The 20,024-nt window shown below is 73.5% G+C and carries 14 protein-coding genes; 6 read left to right on the top strand and 8 right to left on the bottom strand.

The window, feature by feature from the left end:
* The first annotated feature begins 326 nt into the window (after window positions 1-326).
* Window positions 327-734, top strand: a complete 408-nt coding sequence (locus OG552_RS14385; RefSeq protein ID WP_329132897.1) for an ATP-binding protein — start codon at window positions 327-329, stop codon at window positions 732-734.
* 16 nt (window positions 735-750) lie between these two features.
* Here OG552_RS14385 and OG552_RS14380 read toward each other — a convergent pair whose 3' ends face one another.
* A complete protein-coding gene (locus OG552_RS14380; protein WP_329132895.1) occupies window positions 751-1,788 on the bottom strand; it encodes a GlxA family transcriptional regulator in 1,038 nt (345 codons plus the stop codon).
* A gap of 70 nt (window positions 1,789-1,858) precedes the next feature.
* On the opposite strand from OG552_RS14380, the gene OG552_RS14375 reads away from it, so the two are divergent.
* The gene (locus tag OG552_RS14375) at window positions 1,859-3,187 is read left to right on the top strand and encodes an MFS transporter (RefSeq protein ID WP_329132893.1); all 1,329 of its coding nucleotides are present in this window, start codon (window positions 1,859-1,861) and stop codon (window positions 3,185-3,187) included.
* A 91-nt stretch (window positions 3,188-3,278) separates the two neighbouring features.
* Here the strand turns inward: OG552_RS14375 and OG552_RS14370 are convergent, their stop codons facing one another.
* From OG552_RS14370 to OG552_RS14360, 3 genes are all read right to left on the bottom strand, one after another.
* On the bottom strand, window positions 3,279-4,448 hold the full coding sequence (locus tag OG552_RS14370; RefSeq protein WP_329132891.1) for a flavin-containing monooxygenase: 1,170 nt from the start codon (window positions 4,446-4,448) through the stop codon (window positions 3,279-3,281).
* Between the two features lie 199 nt (window positions 4,449-4,647).
* The gene (locus tag OG552_RS14365; RefSeq protein WP_329132889.1) at window positions 4,648-4,902 is read right to left on the bottom strand and encodes a hypothetical protein; all 255 of its coding nucleotides are present in this window, start codon (window positions 4,900-4,902) and stop codon (window positions 4,648-4,650) included.
* Between the two features lie 237 nt (window positions 4,903-5,139).
* Window positions 5,140-5,787, bottom strand: coding sequence for a TetR/AcrR family transcriptional regulator (locus OG552_RS14360; protein ID WP_329132887.1), 648 nt, complete (start codon window positions 5,785-5,787; stop codon window positions 5,140-5,142).
* A 385-nt stretch (window positions 5,788-6,172) separates the two neighbouring features.
* Between OG552_RS14360 and OG552_RS14355 the strand changes: the two genes are divergently transcribed.
* Together OG552_RS14355 and OG552_RS14350 are read left to right on the top strand one after the other, a co-directional pair.
* Window positions 6,173-6,964 (top strand): VOC family protein, encoded by a 792-nt coding sequence (locus OG552_RS14355; RefSeq protein WP_329132885.1) that lies wholly within the window; start codon window positions 6,173-6,175, stop codon window positions 6,962-6,964.
* Between the two features lie 329 nt (window positions 6,965-7,293).
* Window positions 7,294-9,684 (top strand): serine/threonine-protein kinase, encoded by a 2,391-nt coding sequence (locus OG552_RS14350; RefSeq protein ID WP_329132883.1) that lies wholly within the window; start codon window positions 7,294-7,296, stop codon window positions 9,682-9,684.
* Window positions 9,685-9,693: 9 nt separating this feature from the next.
* Here the strand turns inward: OG552_RS14350 and OG552_RS14345 are convergent, their stop codons facing one another.
* The 3 genes from OG552_RS14345 to OG552_RS14335 all read right to left on the bottom strand — a co-directional run bounded on the left by OG552_RS14345 (window position 9,694) and on the right by OG552_RS14335 (window position 14,129).
* Window positions 9,694-10,440 (bottom strand): hypothetical protein, encoded by a 747-nt coding sequence (locus tag OG552_RS14345; RefSeq protein ID WP_329132882.1) that lies wholly within the window; start codon window positions 10,438-10,440, stop codon window positions 9,694-9,696.
* 379 nt (window positions 10,441-10,819) lie between these two features.
* Complete coding sequence (locus tag OG552_RS14340; RefSeq protein ID WP_329132880.1) at window positions 10,820-10,996, bottom strand: hypothetical protein; 177 nt, start codon at window positions 10,994-10,996, stop codon at window positions 10,820-10,822.
* 187 nt (window positions 10,997-11,183) lie between these two features.
* On the bottom strand, window positions 11,184-14,129 hold the full coding sequence (locus OG552_RS14335) for an AfsR/SARP family transcriptional regulator (protein ID WP_329132877.1): 2,946 nt from the start codon (window positions 14,127-14,129) through the stop codon (window positions 11,184-11,186).
* Window positions 14,130-14,661: 532 nt separating this feature from the next.
* On the opposite strand from OG552_RS14335, the gene OG552_RS14330 reads away from it, so the two are divergent.
* Window positions 14,662-15,471, top strand: coding sequence for an AMP-binding protein (locus OG552_RS14330; RefSeq protein WP_329132875.1), 810 nt, complete (start codon window positions 14,662-14,664; stop codon window positions 15,469-15,471).
* A gap of 182 nt (window positions 15,472-15,653) precedes the next feature.
* Here the strand turns inward: OG552_RS14330 and OG552_RS14325 are convergent, their stop codons facing one another.
* Window positions 15,654-17,075, bottom strand: coding sequence for a CehA/McbA family metallohydrolase (locus OG552_RS14325; protein ID WP_329132873.1), 1,422 nt, complete (start codon window positions 17,073-17,075; stop codon window positions 15,654-15,656).
* Window positions 17,076-17,377: 302 nt separating this feature from the next.
* Here OG552_RS14325 and OG552_RS14320 point away from each other — a divergent pair, with 302 nt between their 5' ends.
* Window positions 17,378-19,975 (top strand): bifunctional FO biosynthesis protein CofGH, encoded by a 2,598-nt coding sequence (locus OG552_RS14320; RefSeq protein ID WP_329132871.1) that lies wholly within the window; start codon window positions 17,378-17,380, stop codon window positions 19,973-19,975.
* Window positions 19,976-20,024: the final 49 nt, after the last annotated feature.

The following is a 20,024-nucleotide window of genomic DNA, read 5'->3' as shown; positions in this document are numbered from 1 at the left end:
CGTCCGCACGGTGTTGTGGCCGAGGTGTGACTTGTTACGCGGTGGAGTCGGGGTGGACCTCGGGTACGCTCCGTCGGGTGCGTGTGCATTCAGGGAATTCTCATCACGCCGCCCGGCCGTGCCGGGCGGGGGACGGCCCTGTGCGCACGGCTTCGCAGCAGAGGTGCCGCACAGTATGCGGCACACCCGCCCCCGCGCGTCGGAATATGCCTGAAGCGCTTGCTGGGGTGACTGCGGGTCGATCATGCTGTGTGAGGTCGAGGTCACGCACGGTGATCTTGGGTTGGCGTGAGGCGTCGTGTCCGCCGGTTCGGATGGTGTGAGCAGTGCAGGTGCTTCAGGTGCAGCTCGAAGTCGGCGTGGATCCCGCGGAGGTCGGGCGGGCCCGCCGATGGGCGAGGTCGCGGCTGGCGGGCTCCGGGATAGGAGCCGACGAGCCGGTGGCCGAGACGCTGATCCTGCTCATCTCGGAACTGGTCACCAACGCGGTCGTGCACACCGGCTGCCCGGCCGTCCTGCGCATGCTCTTCCCGGCCGCGCCCGCCGCCCCGGTACGGGTCGAGGTCGCCGACAACAGCGGCCTGCCGCCCTCCCCCCGCCGCGCCGAGCGTGACGAGACCGGGGGCCGCGGCCTGGAACTGGTGGACGGCCTCGCCGACCGCTGGGGCTGGCACCCCGAGGGCGCGGGCAAGCAGATCTGGTGCGAGGTCGACCGCGGCGCGGCCCTGGGCTGACCGGCCGCGTGGCCGGCTAGGCCGAGGTGCGGAACGTCCGGCGGTACGCCGACGGTGAGACGCCCAGCGCCACCTGAAGATGCTGCCGCAGCGAGGCGCCGGTGCCGAAACCCGCCTGGTGCGCGATCTGGTCCACGCTGAGACCGGTCGACTCCAGCAGCCGGCGGGCCAGCTCGATCCGCTGCTGGGTGAGCCACTGACCCGGGCTGAGCCCGACCTCCTCCCGGAACCGCCGGGTGAAGGTCCGTACGCTCATCGCCTCCCGCTCGGCCAGCTGCCGCAGCGTCAGCGGCTGGTCGAGGCGGTCCAGCGCCCAGGCGCGGGCCCGCTGGGTACTCACCAGCCGCGGCTCGGGCAGCGGCCGGCGGATGTACTGCGCCTGGCCGCCCTCGCGGTGCGGCGGCACCACGGTCCGCCGGGACACCGCGTTCGCCACCGCGGCGCCGAAGTCGCGCCGCACGATGTGCAGGCACAGGTCGATCCCGGCGGCCACGCCCGCCGAGGTCAGCACGTCGCCGTCGTCCACGTAGAGCACATCCGGGTCGACCCTGATCCGCGGGAAGAGCCGCTGGAAGTGGTCGGCGCTGGTCCAGTGGGTGGTCGCGGGCCGGCCGTCGAGCAGGCCGGCCGCGGCCAGCAGGAAGGACCCGGTGCAGATCGACACCACCCGCGCCCCCGGCCGGAACGCGGCGACCGCGGCGGCCAGCGGCGCGGGCAGCGACCCCTCGGTGTAGACCGGGCCCAGCTCGTACGAGGCGGGCACCACCACCGTGTCGGCCTCCGCCAGCGCCTCCGGGCCGTGCTCGACCACGATCGAGAAGTCGGCGTCGGTGCGCACCGCGCCCGGCCGCAGCCCGCAGGTGACCACCTCGTACAGCGGGCGGCCGTCGTCCGGGTGCACGGCCGCCCCGAAGATCCGCAGCGGGATGCCCAGTTCGAAGGGGATCACCCCGTCCAGGGTGAAGACGGCGATCCGGTGCCGCCCGGGGTGCCGGAAGACCGCGCCGGCGGCACGCCCGGCCACGGGATCCTCCTGATTCCTGGCCTGCTGCATGGCCCGATCCTTGCACACCATGGCCTCCGGGCCACTCGTCGCGGACCCCGGCGGCTCGGACACTGATCGGGTGACGCAGACATCTCAACCTCCCGCGCCCGCCACCGGCGACCTCCCCGCCGCACCTCACCACCGCCCCCGCCCGCGGGTCCACCGCGCCTGGGCGGTCGCCGCCGTCACCTTCGTGACCATCGTCGGCTCCGCGGCCTTCGCCTCGCTGCCCGGACTGCTGATCGACCCGCTGCACACCGAGTTCGGCTGGTCCCGCGCCATGATCGGCTTCGCGGTCTCGATCAACCTCGCCCTCTACGGGCTGACCGCTCCGTTCGCCGCCGCCCTGATGGACCGTTTCGGCATCCGGCGGGTCGTCGCCTGCGCCCTGCTCACCATCGCCCTCGGCTCAGGGCTGACCGTCCACATGACCCAGAGCTGGCAACTCGTGCTCTGCTGGGGCGTGCTGGTCGGCCTCGGCAGCGGCTCGATGGCGCTCGCCTTCGCCGCGACCGTCGCCAACCGCTGGTTCGTCGCCCGCCGCGGCCTGGTCACCGGCATCCTCACCGCGGGCGGCGCCGCGGGGCAGTTGGTGTTCCTGCCGCTGCTGTCGTGGATCACCGAGCACCACGGCTGGCGGCCCGCCGCCGAGACGGTCGCCTTCGCGGCGGTCGCGGTCGTGCCCTTCGTCTGGTTCCTGCTGCGCGACCACCCGGCGGACGTGGGCCTGGCGCCGTACGGGGCAACGGAGTTCGTCCCCAAGCCGCCGCCGGTCGACGGCGCCGCCGGCCGGGCGGTGCGCGCGCTGTCGGACGCCGCGCGTACCCGTACCTTCTGGCTGCTGGCCGGCACCTTCGCGATCTGCGGCGCGTCCACCAACGGCCTGGTGAAGACCCACTTCGTACCCGCCGCCCACGACCACGGGCTGCCGGTCACCACCGCGGCCTCGCTGCTCGCGGTGATCGGTGTGTTCGACATCGCGGGCACGGTGGCCTCGGGCTGGTTCACCGACCGCCTGTCGCCACGGCGGCTGCTCGCGATCTACTACGGGCTGCGTGGACTGTCGCTGATGTTCCTCCCCATGCTGCTCGGCGACAGCATCCACCCGCCGATGGTGCTGTTCATCGTCTTCTACGGACTGGACTGGGTGGCCACCGTGCCGCCGACCATCGCCCTGTGCCGTGAGCACTACGGCGAGAACAGCGCGATCGTCTTCGGCTGGGTGCTGGCGGCCCACCAGATCGGCGCCGCCCTGGTCGCCTACCTTGGCGGTGTCGCGCGGGACGCGCTCGGTTCGTACGACGTCGTCTGGTACTCCTCCGGTGCGTTGTGCGCGATCGCCGCGCTGATGTCCCTGGTCATCCGCCACCGGCCGGTCGCCGGGCCCGCGGTGGCGCTTGTGGGGTGAACGCCCGGCGGATCAACCGCTGTTCCGGCCGGCCGCCGATTCACCCGGTCGTGTGACCCGCAGACGCCCCCGGGCCACCACGCCCGCCGCCTCACCTGCGGCGCGCGGCGGCCCGCCCGATCTTCCGCGCGTCGATGGCCATTTCCCGGATCATCCCGCTGATCGGGTGGGTGAACCCGGTGAAGTAGAGCCCCGGCGCGCCCGGCGCCGTGCGGGGCCCGTGCACCAGCGGACGGCCGCGGCCGTCCAGCACGCCGAGGTGGCCGACGAGCGTCTCAAGACCGCGCCGGTAGCCGGTAGCGGCGATGACCGCCTCGGGCACGATCTCGGTGCCGTCGGCCAGACGCACCTTGTCCCCGTCCAACCGCTCGACGGCCGCGACCGGTTCGACCCGGCGGGAGCGCACGGCGGCGATCAGGCCGACGTCCTGCACCGGGATCGCCCCCTCGTGCACCCGCGCGTACAGACCGGTGGTGGGGCGGGGCAGGCCGAAGCCGGACAGATCGGGGACGCTCACCTTCGCCAGGTACGGCGCGATCCGGTCCACCACCGCGGTCGGCAGCCGGCGGCAGACGATGCCGCTGGCCTGCGCGGGCCAGCCCGCGGTGGAACGGCGCATGATGTGCGGCGGGGTCCGCACCGCAAGCCGCACCCGGGACGCGCCGCCCTCGGCCAGGTCCACCGCCAACTCCGCGCCGGTGTTGCCGACGCCGACCACCAGCACGTCCCGCCCCTGGTACGGGCCGGCGTTCCGGTACTCCGAAGCGTGCAGCAGCTCACCGGAGAAGGTGTCCCGTCCCGGCCAGTCGGGGATGTACGGCGTGTGGTTGTGGCCGGTCGCCACCACGACCACCGGGGAGGTCAGCACCCGGCCGCCGGTCGCGGGCAGTTCCCACCCGGAGTCCGATCTCTCGACCCGGGTCACTTCGATGCCGGTGGCGATGTCGAGGTCGTGGTGCTCGGCGTAGCGCTCCAGATACCGCACCACGTCGTCACGGCCGACCCAGCGCCCGTACGCACGGGGTATGGCCAGCCCCGGCAGCGACGAGAGCCGGCGGGTGGTGTGCAGACGCAGCCGGTCGTAGTGGTTGCGCCAGGACGTGCCGAGCTGTTCACCGCGCTCCAGCACCAGCGGTCGCAGTCCGCGCTGCCGCAGTGCCGCCGCCGCGGCCAGGCCGCCGGGGCCGGCGCCGATGACGATGGCGTCGGGTGCCGCGGCGCTCGCCGGGGCACCAGGGGCGGCGGAGGAGGGCTCGGGCATGCGGAACTCCTGGAACCTGGAATGTCGTACGAAGGAAAGGGTGGCGTATCGGAAGGTAACCCCGGATGCGTGGCGAGCAGTAGCCCACCGCGTCGCATATCGGTCGGCGGGCCACTTCTCGGGCGGGGAGGGCGGGGTGAGCGAGGTGGGCGGGGTGAGTGCCCGGCCGGGCCGCCCGGCCGCGCCGCCTGCCCGGCGGTCAGCGGCGCCGGCGCAGCAGTGCCACCGCGCTCAGCGACTGCGTGACGGAGACCAGCGACAGCACCACGTACAGCACCCGGCGCAGGGTGTCGGGGTGGGACCACCACTGCGCGCTCACCCAGACCGGGAGCAGCACGGCCCAGACCGTCGCGTAGGCGCGGAGCTGCGCCGTCGAGGAATCGGGCCCGGGGGAGAGGAACCGGGACAGCGTGCCGCGTGGCCGCTTGCCCGGAGTCCGGCTGCTGCTGGTCATGACGGACATGATGCCGGTCCGGGCCGGTCACGTCGCCTGCCGGGCACCGCAGTTCGGGCCCACGGGCCCACGGGGGCGGGAAGGCGAGGGTGTGGCGAATCAGCAATTCAGCGAACCGGCGCATCGCCGCAGCGGCGAACCGGCGTGCTGGTACGGCAGGACAGCGGGAAGCAGCGCCGGGGAGGGCAGCGGTGGACGGCAACCAGCGGGCGAGCGCCGCCGGTTCGCGCTCCCGCGCTACTTCGCCGGCTTCTTCCCGGTCACACCGAGGTGCACCAGGAGCGTCAGGCTCGGCTTCAGGTCGGCCTGCTTGACGCCGGTCCCGACGAAACCTTTCTGGTGGGCGGCGACCGCGGCCAGCATCTCGACCAGCGAGCCCGCCACGGCCGGCGCGCTGACCTCCTTGTCGACCCTGCCCTTGGCCTGGAGGTCCTTGACCGCGTCGGCGAGCGGACCGGTGATGGCGTTGAGGACGCGCAGCCGGATCCTGTTGAACCGCTTGTCGCCCTCGGCCGCGCCCAGGTCCACGACCCGCAGGATCGCGTCGTTGCGCCGCCAGAAGGAGAGGAAGCCGTCCACGAGGTCGGTGGCCGTCTGGGCGCCCGCCTTGCCGGTCCAGGAGCGGCCGGCGGTCAGTTCGGCCAGGCCGGCACCCTCCTTCGCCATCTCGTCGGCGAGCTCGAGGACGGCTCCCTCGACGTCGGGGAAGTACTGGTAGAACGTCGCGGGGGAAGTGCCCGCCATCCTGGCGACGTCGATCACCTTGACGTCGCGGTAGGGCGACGTGCCGAGCATCTCGCCGAGGCAGTCCAGCAGCTTCTGCCGAGTGGCCTGCCCGCGGCGGCCCGCCACGCGGCCGTCGACGGTGCGAACTTGTCCTGTCATGCCGTCAGTTTACCGGCGGGTGATCAGCGCGCGATTTGGCGGCGTGCAAACGGGGAGGCCCTGGTTCCACTTGATGAAGTAGCAGGTCAGTGCCGCCTTTGTGGGTGCGTCAACGGGGCCTGTGCGACCGATGTGCATGGGGTGAATGGGTGGTTTGCCCCCCTGCGGAGGCCCGCCGGCACCCTGCCGCCCGCCCGCCGCCGGACCCCGGAAGCGCACCCGTAAACGCACCCGGAAGCGCCCCTGGAACTCCGCCCGCGACCCGGTGCCGACGGCCGCCACAAGAATTGACCATACGTTCGAATAGAACCCGTGCGGTGACCAAGATCACTGACTACGGTGGCTGAAAAGCCGCCCGCGCTCGTCAGTGGAAAGGACCCCGACCATGTCCGGATTCAGCGAAGGCGCCCCCTGCTGGGCCGATGTCTCCCTGCCCGATCTGGCCGCCGGACAGCGCTTCTACGGCGAGCTGCTCGGCTGGACGTTCCAGGACCAGGGCGAGGAATTCGGCCATTACACGATCGCGCAGCGCGACGGCCGGGCCGCCGCGGCGCTGATGGGCCGGATGAACCCGGACCTCCCCGCCGCCTGGGGCCTCCACCTGGCCACGTCCGACGCCGGCAAGGCCGCCGCCCGGATCCGCGAGGCCGGCGGCCAGATCCTCTTCGGCCCGCACCAGGTCGGTGCGACCGGCGTCATGGTGGGTGCGATCGACCCCGGCGGTTCCTTCGTCGGCGTCTGGCAGCCCGGCACCCACCGCGGCTTCGGCATCGTCAACGAACCCGGCGGCTTCTGCTGGACCGAGAACATCACCCGCGAGCCGGCCGCGGTGGACGACTTCTACGAGAAGGCGTTCGGCTGCACCACCCAGCAGATCGGCGACGGCGAGCACTCCGACTACGCGGTCTACTCGCTGCCCGGCGTGCCCGGCCCGGTCTCCGGCCGGATAAAACGATCCGCCGACGAGCCCGCCGACGCCCCTTCCGGTTACCAGGTCTACTTCGCCGTCGAGGACTGCGACGCCGCCGCGGAGACCGTCGGCCGGCTCGGCGGCCAGGTCCACCGCGGGCCCCAGGACTCGCCGTTCGGCCGGACGGCGATCGTCAGCGACGACCAGGGCGTCGGTTTCGCGATCATCGACCTCTCCCGCACCGCCGGCGAACCGCCCGCCCTGTAACGCCGACCCGCAGTGCCGCCCCGCAGTGCCGCCTTCCTGGTCCCGTACGGCACCGGCCCGGCCGTCAACTTCCGCCACCGGCCCGGCGCATGGCACCTTCCGGCGGCCCGCGGCCCCGTCCCGCGCTCGGGAGCGGATGATAACGAGTTCGCTCTCCGGGCGTGTCGGAGCGGCCCCGGGTTCGCAACCGGGGCTCATCCCAGGAAGAATCAGGCCCGTACCCTGGCGCTGGAGCCGGTGACCGGTCACTCGCGTCTCAGCACACGGGGAACGCGGGCACAACGGGGCATGGCCGTAACAACGCGGGGTCACGGGGAGGTGGCAGGGCAGTGGTGGAGCAGCTGACGCAGCACGACCCGAGACGGATCGGCCCTTTCGAGGTACTCGCCCGGCTCGGGGCCGGCGGCATGGGGCTGGTCTATCTCGCCCGTTCGGCATCCGGCCGCCGCGTGGCGATCAAGACAGTGCGGGCCGAACTCGCCGAGGACCAGCTCTTCCGGGTCCGCTTCACGCGTGAGGTCGAGGCGGCCCGCGCCGTCTCCGGCTTCTACACCGCCGCCGTGGTGGACGCCGACCCGCGCGCCGCCGTGCCCTGGCTTGCCACCGCTTACGTTCCGGCCCCCTCCCTCGAAGAGATCATCAACGAGTCGGGGCCGATGCCCGCCCAGGCAGTCCGGTGGCTCGCGGCCGGCATCGCCGAAGCGCTGCAGTCCATCCACGCGGCGGGCCTGGTCCACCGGGACATGAAGCCGTCCAATGTGCTCGTCGTCGAGGACGGCCCCCGCGTCATCGACTTCGGCATCGCCTCCGGGGTCTCCAACACCCGGCTGACGATGACCAACGTCGCCGTCGGCACCCCCGCCTACATGTCGCCCGAGCAGGCCCGCGACTCGCGCAGCGTGCGCGGCGCCAGCGACATCTTCTCGCTCGGCTCCACCCTGGTCTTCGCCGCCACCGGCCACGCGCCCTTCCACGGCGCCAACCCGGTCGAGACGGTGTTCATGCTGCTCCGCGAGGGCCCCGACCTGGCCGGGCTGCCCGACGAGCTGCGCCCGCTGATCGAGTCCTGCATGCGGATGGAGGCCGAGCGCCGGCCCACCCCCGCCGACCTGCAGGCGCAACTCGCCCCGCACCTTTTCTCCTCCGGCGGGGACGACACCGGCACCGCCTCCGCCTGGCTGCCGCCCGGGGCCGTCGCGCTGATAGAGCAACGGCGCAGCGGGCGCCCCACCGTGCCGGCCGCCAGCCGCGGCGCCCACGCGGCGAGTCCGCAGCCCCCGGCCCCGCAGCTGCCCGGCCCGCAGGTCCCGGTCAATGTGCCGCCCCCGCCGCAGTCGCCGCCCCGCCCGGCGCACGCCCCCGCCCACGGCCGGGACAGCCGCCCGCAGGAAGCCGCCGTGCAGCTCGCCGGCTCCGCCCCGATCGGCCCCGGGCTGCGGATCTCCGCGGCCACCCGCCACAAGGCACCGGCCGGACCGGCTCCCGGCACCGAATGGGTCCGCCACAGAGCCGGCGCCGCCCAGCGCGCCGCGGAAACCGCGCCCGCCCCCGTCCCGGTCCCGTCCCAGGCGCCGCCCGCGGCACCCCCCGGGGAGTGGCGGCCCTGGCGCTTCCGGATGTCCAACGACGTGTGGGGCACTCCCGTCGTCGCCGACGGCCTGCTCTACGTCACCTCCTTCGAGGTCCACGCGCTCGATGTGGCCAGTGGGCGCCGCCAGTTCAAGACCCGGGACGTCGCCTGGACGATGGCGGTCTCCGGCGGCCGGATCCATGCCTCCGACGGCCCCAGCCTCTTCGCGCTCGACGCGGCCGACGGCAGCGAGCGGTGGCGCACCCCGATAGAGGGCTGGGTGTACGCGGTACGGGCCGACGCCGGCACGGTCGTCAGCGGCACCCGCGGCGGCGGCGTCCAGGCGTGGGACGCGCACCGCGGCGCCCTGCGCTGGGAGCGCGGCGGCGCGCAGACCGAGTTCGAGTCGACCGACTCCGGCCCCACCGTCATCGACCGGGCCGTCTACTACCAGGGCGGCGGCCACCTGCACGCGGTGGACGCGCTGACCGGCGCCGAGATGTGGACGTACCCGGTGGGCGAGCCCGGTGCGGCCGGTTCGGTGCCGACCCGCCCGGTGGTCGCGGACGGCGTCGCCTATCTGACCGCCGGCACCCGGGTCCTCGCGCTGGACGCCCGCAGCGGCACCGAACGCTGGCACTTCGACGCGCCCGCGGTGATGTTCGCGCCGCCCGCGTACGTCCCCGGGCCCGGGGTGTCCGGCGGCGGCATCTACGTCACCGACCACCTCGGCACGGTCTACGCGCTCGACCCCGCCGACGGCCGGGACCGCTGGCGGGTCGCCACCGAGCCGCGGCAGTCCGTGGAGCCGGTGGTGGTCGCGGCCGGCTCCGTACACCTGGGGGCGGGCAGCGCGCTGTACACCCTGGACGCGGTGAGCGGCACCCCGCGCTGGCGGTTCGCGGCGCAGGGCGAGGTGGTCGGATCGCCCGCGGTCGCCGCGGGACGGGTGCACTTCGGCTCGAAGGACCACTGCCTCTACACGGTGGACGCGCAGGGCGGCCAGTTGCGCTGGCGGCTGGAGACCGGCGGTGAGATCACCGGTTCACCGGTGGCCGCGGAGGGCGTGGTGTACGCGTGCTCCAAGGACCGCTGCGTGTACGCGCTCGACGCCGCGAAGGGCACCGGGGCGACCTCGCGCCGGGTCTGAGGACCGGCGTCACGACTTCTCGTAACTCTCCCGGGTCTCCGGCGGCGGCATGGGCGGCAGCGGCGGGTCGGGAAGGTACGGCGGCAGCGGGGGTACGGCGTCGCCCCGGAGGGTGGGGTCGGCGAGCCCGGGAGGTTCGCCGATGAGGGTGGGCGGCCCGTCGAAGGGCTCTTCGGCGTACGGTGCCTGGTCCGGGGACGGAGTCCTGCCCTCGTACGGTGCCCCGTCCGCGTACGCGGCCTCTTGCGTGTACGGTGCCTCGACTCCGTACGGCGTCCCGTCCCCGTACGGCGGCCCGCCGCCCGCGGGTGCCTGGTCCGGGTACGGCCCGGCCGGCCTCGCCGCCCGCTGCCCCGGCGTCAGATACGCGGCCGCGAAGAGCAGCAGCCCGCCCGCCACCGCCGACGCGACACCCGTGTCGAGCCCGTCGCCGCCCGCGGTGAGCGAGCCGGAGAACTGGGCCTGCCGCACCATCCACAGCACCGTGACCCCGAGCACCAGCGCCCCGGCCAGCGCCGGGATCATCCGCGACCGCATCAGCACACCCAGCAGCGCGAGCAGCGCGGCAAAGGCCATCGGCAGGAAGAGGGAGCCGAGCACGGCCGCGTCACGCGGTGTCACCCCGACGCCGGTGAAGAGGTCGTTGACCCTGATGTCGGCACCGCGCCGCCTGCCGTACCAGCGGAGGAAGGGGCTCCAGACGGCCACCGCGGCGCCGGCCAGCGCGAGCAGCGAGCCCAGGAAGGAGCGGACCATCGGGTGCCACCGCCTCGTATCGCTCGACCGGTCCCCGCCCGGCCGACGCTACGCCGGACCCCCGGGGCCTGCGAGGCGGGCGGCTCCGCCCGGGTGAGCGGGGGCGCCGGGCGGCGGCGCGCCCCGGCCCGCGAAAAAGCGGCCGGCCGCAGCGCCCCCTCCGCGCTGCGGCCGACCTGTCTGCGCCCGGCCGGTGGGCCCGTTCCCCTGAATCAGGCCCACCGGTTCCCCCCGGACACCCCCCATGGCGGACCCCCCGTCGGTCCTCCCCCTTTTCCCCCTTGTCCCCCCTCTTCCCCCTGTGTTCCCCCCGTGCTTTCCCCCGTGCTTTCCCCCGTGTGCCCCGCTCCCCAGCAGGGCGGCCAGGAGTTCTCGGTGCCTACTCGGCGTGCCAGTTGTCCGGCTGGACCTGGCCGGGCTTCTTGGGCGGCAGACCCTCGGACGGGGCCACCGGCTCGTCCTCGGCGTGCCAGTTGTCCGGGTCGTCCTTCGGCGGAACGGGCGGAACCGGCGGCAGAGGGTCGGTCGGGTCGGGCGGCGGAACCTCGGTGGTCATGGTGCTCTCCTGTGCCTAAGGGACATGCCTTACGTAGAGCCCGCCCGATGAACTCCCCCGTGCATCACCGGGCGGGCAGTCTGTGCAGTGATGGAATCGTGGCAGCCGTCGATAATCAACCGATAAACGCAAGAAATGAGTTGCTTCACCTGGTCTTTTGCGGTTGCCCTGCCGTTCTTCCGTCGCGTCAGCCCGTCAAGGACGGGGCGGACGCCGACGAGGCGTCACCGAGCAGCCGGCGCACTTCCTGCGCCTCCGGCGTGCCCAGGGCGGCGTACACGCCGAGCGCGTCGTGCCAGCACGCGTGCGCGCGCACGAGCTGTCCGAGCTGGGCCAGAGCCCGGCCGAGCACGGTCAGGACGTTCGCGGTGCGCCACTCGCCGCCGACCTCGCGGAGGATGACCAGCGCCTGCTCGGCATAGGACGCCGACTGCCGGTTGCGGCCGGCCACCAGGTGCGACTCGGCCAGCCGGTAGAGGGACATGCCCTCCCAGAACTGCTGCCGTGCGCTGCGGAAGATCTGCAGCGCCTCGGTCATGCTGGCGACGGCCTCGTCCGGACGCTCGGCGCGCTCCAGCACGATCGCCATGGCGTACAGGCCGTTGCCCAGGCGGAAGCCGGCGCCGAGTTCGCGGTAGATGTCCAGCGCCATCATGCCGGTGGTCACCGCCGCCTCGAAGTCACGCAGACTGACCTGCGCCCGCGACAGGTTGCTCAGCGCCGCCGCCTCGCCGTGCCGGTTGCCGTCGGCCCGGAAGGCGTCCAGCGCTGCGGTGGTGTATTGCGCGCACGCGTCGAACAGGCCGCCCTGGAGCGCGATGATGCCGCGCAGATTGGGGGCGTAACTGCACGTCACCGGGTCCTCCGCGGCCAGCCCGACGACCATGGCGCGCCGCGCCTCCTCGTCGGCGTCGGCGAATCGGCCCAGCATCCGCAGGAGTTGGGCCACCAGCACGCGGGCCCTGCCCTCCACCCGGACGTCCCCGCAGGCCTGCGCGGTGGCGACCACCGCCCGTGCGGCCTGCTCGTACTGCCGCGCGTACACGCCGGACTCCATCAGGTCCTGCGCGACCAGGAGCAGATCGGCCGCCCGCCGCATCGGGCCCTCGCAGCCGCCGTCCGCGGACTGCTGAACCGCCGCCAGCAGCCCCTGCGCCTCGGAGAACAGCCACTCCAGGGCGTCGTCACGGGCGCCGAAGGTCAGGCCGGGGTGCGCGGTGGGCGCCAGGTGGTCCAGGACGCGGTCGCCGGGGTTCTCCAACTCGTAGGCGCAGGACGCCGAGGCGAGGTAGAAGTCGAGCAGCCGGGAGAGCGCCTCGCAGCGAGCCTCGGCGCTCTCGTCGCGCTCGGCGCACTCACGGGCGTAGAGCCGCAGCAGGTCGTGGAAGCGGTAACGGGCGGGCGCGGCCGACTCGATGAGGCTGATGTCGACCAGTGCCTCCAGCAACTCCTCGGTCTCGTACGGGTCGAGGTCGAGGACGGCGGAAGCCGCGTCGAGCGAGATGTCAGGACCGTCGGGCAGCGACAGCAGCCGGAAGGCGCGCGCCTGCTGCGGGGACAGGTGCCCGTAGCCGAGGGCGAAGGTGGCCTTCACGCCGAGGTCGCCGGCCCGCAGTTCGTCCAGCCGGCGGCGCTGGTCGGCGAGCTTGTGGGCCAGTACGGAGACGGTCCAGGTGCGGCGGGCGGCCAGCCGGGCGGCGGCGATCCGGATCGCCAGCGGCAGGAAGCCGCAGGCGCCCACTACATCAAGGGCCGCCTGCCGTTCACCGCTGACCCGCTCCTCACCGACGATCTTGGTGAAGAGCTTCAGCGCCTCGGCGGGCGACATCACATCGAGGTCCACCAGATGCGCGCCGGCCAGGTCCACCATCCGCACCCGGCTGGTGACCAGCGCGGCGCAACCCGGCGTACCGGGCAGCAGATTGCGTACCTGAGCGGCGTCGTAGGCGTTGTCCAGCAGCGCCAGCACCCGGCGGCCGTCCAGCGTCGAGCGGTAGAGCGCTGCGCGTTCGGCGAGCGACTCGGGGATCTTCGGGTTGGGGACGCCCAGCGCGCGCAGGAACGCGCCCAGCACCGCCTCGGGTTCGGCCGGCCGCGGGTCGGTGCCCTGCAGATCGACGTACAACTGGCCGTCGGGGAAGTCCTCACGGGCCTGGTGCGCGACATGCACGGCCAGCGTGGTCTTGCCGACGCCGCCGATACCCGCCACCGCGGAGACCGCCATCACGCCGCTGCCCGTCGACGCCTCGGCGAGCTGCTGGCCCAGTTCCCTGACGAAGGCTTCGCGGCCGGTGAAGTCGGCGACGGTGGCGGGCAGTTGGGCGGGCCGGACCACCTCGGGGGCGTTGGCACCGGCGCCGGCGGGCGCGGCCAGGGCCGGGTCGGCCTCCAGGATGCGCTGGTGGAGTTCGGCGAGTTCGGCCGAGGGGTCGATGCCGAGTTCGTCGGCGAGCAGCCGGCGGGTGTCGGCGTAGACGCCGAGGGCCTCGGCCTGCCGGCCGCTGCGGTAGAGCGCGAGCATCAGCAGCGCGCGCAGCCGTTCGCGCAAGGGGTGTTCCGCGGACAGCGCGGTGAGTTCGGAGACCGCCTCGGCGTGCGCGCCCAGTTCCAGGTCGAGTTCGAGGCGGGTCTCGATCAGGCCGACGTGCCACTCGGCGAGCCGGTTGCGCTGCGTCTCCGCGTAAGGTCCCGGCAGCCCGGCCAGTGGCTCGCCGTGCCAGAACTCCAGGGCGGCGCCGAGCAGTTCACGGGCCCGGACCGGGTCGCCCGCGGCGCGCTCCCGTTCCGCCTCGGCGGCCAGCCGCTCCACCACCGCGCTGTCCAGCGCGTCGGTCGCCACCCGCAGCGCGTAGCCGCCGGAGTCGGTGATCAGGGTCGTCGGGCCGAGTGCCTTGCGCAGCCGGAAGGCGTACGAACGCAGCGCGGCGAGTGCGGTGTTGGGCGGGCTCTCGCCCCAGACGGCGTCCACGAGTTCCGGCGCGGTCGCCGTACGTCCGCCGCGCAGCAGCAGCGCGGCGAGCAGGGCCCGCTGCTGCGGGGCGCCGGTGGTGATCGGTTCGTCACCGCGCCAGGCACGGACCGGGCCGAGGACCGCGAACCGCAGGCCAGCGCCCGGCTCCGTCCTGGTTTCCATTTCAGCCCCCTGAATCGCCCGCGAGCGAGTTCCCCCGGGCCCGACTCTTCGCGCGTATATCTATCGTTCATCGCTGGACGGAACAGTTGTCCACATGGCACCCGGGGTCGGTGGTTTCGAGCCCCGCCCGTGCCAGTTTGCCGTGTCGGGCCGCTGAGGTCACCCCGGTCCGGGTGCTGATCCGGCCTCCCGGCAAAAGTTGGGCTGAATCAGAGGTTCCGTCTGTGCGTGTGCGGAGGTTGTGCTGTGTGGGGTCCGTTCGAGCCGGTGTGCGTTCTGCGACCGGGCGGGTGACGGGGACGTCATGTGCGCCTGGTGCGTGGAGAGTTCACCCGAAACATCCGGTTCGACCCTTTCGCTGGTCGGCGGCGGGAGAGGAGAACGGGAGCGGCCGGTTCGCACCCGGCAACTGCCCGGCGGTGCCCGTACGGTCCTGCCGGTCCGCACGGTGCCGACCGTACCCGCCTTTCCCGCCGGGAGACCCGTGCCGGCAGCGGCGGCTGCGTCTCCCGCGGGCTCCTGGGTGGCCGGCATGACCGGTGACGGCCCCGACAGTCCCGACAGCACCACCGGTGGCTCCGGTACCGGACGCGGTGGCGGCGGGGGAGCCGGCGGCGGCGGGACCGGCGGTACCCGCCCGCGCACCGGCGACATCGGCCGGCTGCCCGGTCCGCTGCTGCGCTACCGCGCGGAACGCCGCCCGCAGACCGTGCCCGCGCTGCCGTACCCGAGCGGCGCCCACACCGGCACGGCCGGCTGCAGCTTCGCCGAACTCGACCGGCGGGCCCGCGCCATCGCCGCCCGGCTCGGCACCCTGCTGCAGCCCGGCAGCCGCGTCATGCTCGCCTATCCCGAGGGCCCCGACCTGGCCGGCGCCTTCTACGGCTGCCTCTACGCCGGCATGGCCGCGATCCCGCTGGTGCTGCCGGCGCCCGGGGCCACCGGGGCGGTGGCCCGTGCGGTCGCCCGGTGCACGCCCGCCCTGGTGCTGACCGGCGCGGACAGCTGGACCCCGCTCGCGGTGGACCGGAGCCGCACCCAGGTCCTCGAAGCCGACGGCCGGCGGGTGGCCGGCGATCCCGTGTGGCGCCTCGCCCAGCACTGGCGTCCGGTCGGCGTCCTGCGCAGCGCCCCCGCCTACCACCGCTACCACGACGACGGTACGTCCGGCGGGCGGCTGGAACCGGCGATGGCGCACTCCGACCTCGCCGACGTGATGGGCGAACTCGCCCAGGCCGTACGGCTCGGCACCGACGAGGAGAACGTCGGCTGGATCGCGGCGGTGCACGGGGTGGAGGACGCGGTCTGGCGGATCCTGCTGCCGGTCCGGGTGACCCTCTGAGGCGCCTTCACCTTTCCCACCGGGGCCGGGCCCGGCATCAGGGGAGCCGGGGCCGCCCCGGCCCGGCCCGGCGGCGCTCCGGGCCGGGCGCCGAGCGCCGGTGACGGTGGACCGGAGGCCCGGGACCGGGAGGTGGTGGCCGGGCCCCCGGAGTCTGCGGGGGCGCTGTGTTCCGGGCGGGGCTACTTCCCGTGCCCCAGCCAGATCGGGTTGGTGATCGCCGCGGCCGGCCCGGGCAGCCAGGACGCGCCGCCGTCGGCGGCCGGGTGGCGCACCTCGGCCCGTACGTAGGACGCCAGCGACGCGGTGGTCACCCACTCCACGGTGCCCGACGCCGGCAGCGGCACCCCGAGCAGCTGCCCCTCGTCGGTGACCAGCCGCACCAGTGAGGCGGCCGGCACCCCGCTCACCTCCAGCCGTACGGTCACCGGCGCGTCCGCCGCCACCGGCAGCCGCTCGCCGATGCCGGCATGCTCGCCGTGCGGGCCCGAGGCCGAGAAGGCCAGCCGCACCTGCGCGGACTCCGCGATCCAGGAGGTGCCGGCCGTGATACCGGCCTGCAGCGAGCGCCGGTCGAGGCCGTCGGCCAGCACCACGGTCTGCGGCAGCCCCACCACGTCGGGATCGCGGTGGGCGTCGGAGTTGCCCATCGCCGGCACCCAGTGGCCGTCGCCGCGGCGGACCGCGGCGGTCAGCAGGTTGTCCCAGGTGAGCAGGGACGCCTCGTCGTCGGGCGTCCAGGGGCCGTTCCACACCTCGATGGCGTCGGCGTCGTCGTAGCCGAACTTCCACTGGCCGCCCAGGCTGATCCCGTACGGGTGCGCCGGTACGACGATCCCACCGGCCTGCCGGATCTGCCGGGTGAACCGGCCGAACGCGTCGTCGCGGGCCCGGTAGCGCCAGTCGATCCACTCGCCGGCGTCCAGGCCGATCGCCAGGTAGTGGCCGTTGCGGGTGGTGACCTCCTCACCCGTGAGGATCAGCAGATCATCGCCGGCCACCGGGCCCAGGTGCGCGTGCGCCGCAGCGGTGTTGTGGTCGCTGGAGTTGATGAAGTCCAGCCCGGCGGCGCGGGCAAGCGCCGCCAGCTGCTCCACGGTGCGCTCGCCGTCGGAGTGCACGGTGTGCAGATGGCAGTCGCCGCGGTACCAGGCGCGGCCCCGCCCGGGCGCGTGGGACGGCGGGTACCGCGGTACCAGGGGGGCGCCGCGGTCGCCGGAGGTCAGGGTGACGGTCACCGTGTAGTCCATGCCCTGGGGGGCGACGGTGTACGGCCCGAGGACCACCTGCCAGGTGCCCGCCTCGACCGGCCCGGCGAGGTACCCCGGCGTCGCCGCACTGGCGCTGATCGTGAAATCGGCCCGGGCACCGCCCGACCAGCCGCGGAAGCCGCGTCCGCCGACCTCCGCACCGCGCTGGTCGAAGATGCCGATGTCGCAGGCGTTCCCCACCGTCCCCGGGGGCACAGTAGGTTTGTCGTACGTGTACGACACCGCGATCTGCCGCACCCCGCGCGGCACTTCCACCGGCAGGTGGACGAAGTCGGCGGCGCCGGCCGGCAGGTGTCCGGTGACGACCTCGGTCCGTACGTCACGTCGGTCCATACGGTCACGCTCACTCTCCAGGGTGACGGGAGGGTGGCGGCTCCCGGTGCGGCGGGCCTCCGTCAGGGGACCGTTCGTCCCGCGCGGCCCAGGCGCACCGGTCGTATCACCCGTCGATCACACCTCATTCCTACCCATTACATCCCATCGCACATCCGATGATCCGTCCGTACGGTCGTACGACCCGGCGCGGGTATTCCTCATCCGGCCGGATCGGGCAGGTGATCTTTCCGACAGATCAGCGCGCTGACTGGTGCTCCGCGGAGCCGCTGATCACCGGCCGGGCAACTTATCCTCAAAGGATGAGTCTGCCGCCGTCCACCGCTGCCGCTCCCACCGCCAACGCCATGCGACGTGCCCTGCACCGGGCGCGGGAAGGTGTCGCGCTCGATGTGAACGAGGCCGCCGTGCTGCTGCAGGCGCGCGGTGATGATCTGACCGGACTCGCGGCGACCGCCGCGCGGGTGCGCGACGCCGGCCTCGAAGCCGCGGGCCGCCCCGGAGTCATCACATACTCCCGTAAGGTTTTCATCCCGCTCACCCGCCTGTGCCGCGACAAATGCCACTACTGCACCTTCGTCACCGTGCCCGGCAAGCTGCGCCGGGAGGGTCATGGGATGTTCCTGTCACCCGATGAGGTGCTCGACATCGCCCGGCGCGGTGCCGCGATGGGCTGCAAGGAAGCGCTCTTCACCCTCGGCGACCGCCCCGAGGACCGCTGGCCCGAAGCACGCGAGTGGCTCGACGCGCACGGTTACGACGACACCCTCGCGTACGTCCGCGCGATGTCCATCCGCGTACTGGAGGAGACCGGGCTGCTGCCCCACCTCAACCCCGGGGTGCTCGGCTGGACCGATCTGCAGCGCCTCAAGCCGGTCGCGCCGTCCATGGGCATGATGCTGGAGACCACCGCGACCCGCCTGTGGTCCGAGCCCGGCGGCCCGCACTACGGCTCGCCCGACAAGGAACCCGCCGTCCGGCTGCGGGTGCTCGAGGACGCAGGCCGCTCCAACGTCCCCTTCACCACCGGCATCCTGATCGGCATCGGCGAGACCTACGAGGAGCGCGCCGACGCCCTCTTCGCGATCCGGCGCACCGCCCGCGCCTACCACGGCATCCAGGAGGTGATCATCCAGAACTTCCGCGCCAAGCCGGACACCGCGATGCGCGGCATGCCGGACGCGGAACTGGAGGAACTGGCCGCGGCCATCGCGGTGGCCCGGATCGTGCTCGGCCCGTCGGCCCGTATCCAGGCCCCGCCGAACCTGGTGGACGGCGAGTACGGCCGCTTCATCGAAGCCGGCATCGACGACTGGGGCGGCGTCTCCCCGCTCACCCCCGACCACGTCAACCCCGAGCGCCCCTGGCCGCAGATCGACGACCTCGCGCAGCGCACCGCGGCCACCGGCTTCGCCCTGAAGGAACGCCTCACCATCTACCCGGAGTTCGTCCGGCGCGGCGAACCCTGGCTCGACCCGCGGCTGCTGCCGCACGTCCGCGCGCTGGCCGACCCCGCCACCGGTCTGGCCCGCGAGGACGCGGTGGTCCAGGGCCGCCCCTGGCAGGAACCCGAGGACAACTTCGCGGCCGGCGGCGGCCAGGGCCGTACCGACCTGCACCGCACCATCGACACCGAAGGCCGTACCGCCGACCGGCGCGACGACTTCGACGAGGTGTACGGCGACTGGGAGGCGCTGCGCGAGCAGGCCGCGCCCGGCATGGTCCCCGACCGGGTGGACGGCGACGTCAAGCAGGCCCTGTCGGTCGCCGCCGACGACCCCACCCGGCTCACCGACGCCGAAGCCCTCGCCCTGCTGCACGCCGACGGCCCCGCGCTCGACGCCCTGTGCCGGATCGCCGACGACCTGCGGCGGGACATGGTCGGCGACGAGGTGACGTACATCGTCACCCGCAACATCAACTTCACCAACGTCTGCTACACCGGCTGCCGTTTCTGCGCCTTCGCGCAGCGCCGCACCGACGCCGACGCCTACACCCTGTCGCTCTCCCAGGTCGCCGACCGCGCCGAGCAGGCGTGGGAACTCGGCGCCACCGAGGTCTGCATGCAGGGCGGCATCCACCCCGATCTGCCCGGCACCGCCTACTTCGACATCGCCAGGGCGGTCAAGGAGCGCGTGCCCGGCATGCACCTGCACGCCTTCTCCCCGATGGAAGTCGTCAACGGCGCCACCCGCACCGGGATGTCGATCCGCGACTGGCTCACCGCCGCCAAGGAAGCGGGCCTGGACTCCATCCCCGGCACCGCCGCGGAGATCCTGGACGACGAGGTGCGCTGGGTGCTGACCAAGGGCAAACTCCCCACCGCCACCTGGATCGAGGTCGTCAGCACCGCCCACGAGCTGGGCCTGCGCTCCTCGTCCACCATGATGTACGGCCACGTCGACCAGCCCCACCACTGGCTCGGCCACCTGCGGGTGCTCTCCCGCATCCAGCAGGAGACCGGCGGCTTCACCGAGTTCGTCACCCTGCCCTTCATCCACACCAACGCCCCCGTCTACCTGGCCGGTATCGCCCGCCCCGGCCCCACCGCCCGCGACAACCGCGCGGTCACCGCGATGGCCCGGCTGCTGCTCCACCCGCACATTCCCAACATCCAGACCAGCTGGGTCAAGCTCGGCACCGACGGCGCCGCGGACATGCTCCGCTCCGGCGCCAACGACCTCGGCGGCACGCTCATGGAGGAGACCATCTCCCGGATGGCGGGCTCCAGTTACGGCTCGTACCGCTCCATCCGCGACCTGGTCGCCATCGCCGAAGCGGCCGGCCGCCCGTCCCGCCAGCGCACCACCCTCTACGGCGAGGTCCCCGCCGAACGCCTCGCCGCGGGCCTCGCCTCCGACGGCCACCTCCCCGAACTCCTCCCCGTCCTCGGCGACTGACACCGCCCCGCCGGACCGTCACCTCCCCACCGGCCGCCCCCACCGGCCA

The sequence above is a fragment of the Streptomyces sp. NBC_01476 genome (assembly GCF_036227265.1).
Taxonomy (GTDB): Bacteria; Actinomycetota; Actinomycetes; order Streptomycetales; family Streptomycetaceae; genus Actinacidiphila.
The sequence above is the reverse complement of the archived record's forward strand: the minus strand, read 5'-3'. Positions and strand labels throughout refer to the sequence as shown.

Coding starts and splice junctions, on each gene's coding strand:
- OG552_RS14380 (WP_329132895.1), bottom strand. CDS start 1,788: ATGCAGCAGGCCAGGAATCAGGAGGATCCCGTGGCCGGGCGTGCCGCC.
- OG552_RS14370 (WP_329132891.1), bottom strand. CDS start 4,448: ATGCCCGAGCCCTCCTCCGCCGCCCCTGGTGCCCCGGCGAGCGCCGCG.
- OG552_RS14365 (WP_329132889.1), bottom strand. CDS start 4,902: ATGACCAGCAGCAGCCGGACTCCGGGCAAGCGGCCACGCGGCACGCTG.
- OG552_RS14360 (WP_329132887.1), bottom strand. CDS start 5,787: ATGACAGGACAAGTTCGCACCGTCGACGGCCGCGTGGCGGGCCGCCGC.
- OG552_RS14355 (WP_329132885.1), top strand. CDS start 6,173: ATGTCCGGATTCAGCGAAGGCGCCCCCTGCTGGGCCGATGTCTCCCTG.
- OG552_RS14345 (WP_329132882.1), bottom strand. CDS start 10,440: ATGGTCCGCTCCTTCCTGGGCTCGCTGCTCGCGCTGGCCGGCGCCGCG.
- OG552_RS14340 (WP_329132880.1), bottom strand. CDS start 10,996: ATGACCACCGAGGTTCCGCCGCCCGACCCGACCGACCCTCTGCCGCCG.
- OG552_RS14335 (WP_329132877.1), bottom strand. CDS start 14,129: ATGGAAACCAGGACGGAGCCGGGCGCTGGCCTGCGGTTCGCGGTCCTC.
- OG552_RS14330 (WP_329132875.1), top strand. CDS start 14,662: ATGACCGGTGACGGCCCCGACAGTCCCGACAGCACCACCGGTGGCTCC.
- OG552_RS14325 (WP_329132873.1), bottom strand. CDS start 17,075: ATGGACCGACGTGACGTACGGACCGAGGTCGTCACCGGACACCTGCCG.
- OG552_RS14320 (WP_329132871.1), top strand. CDS start 17,378: ATGAGTCTGCCGCCGTCCACCGCTGCCGCTCCCACCGCCAACGCCATG.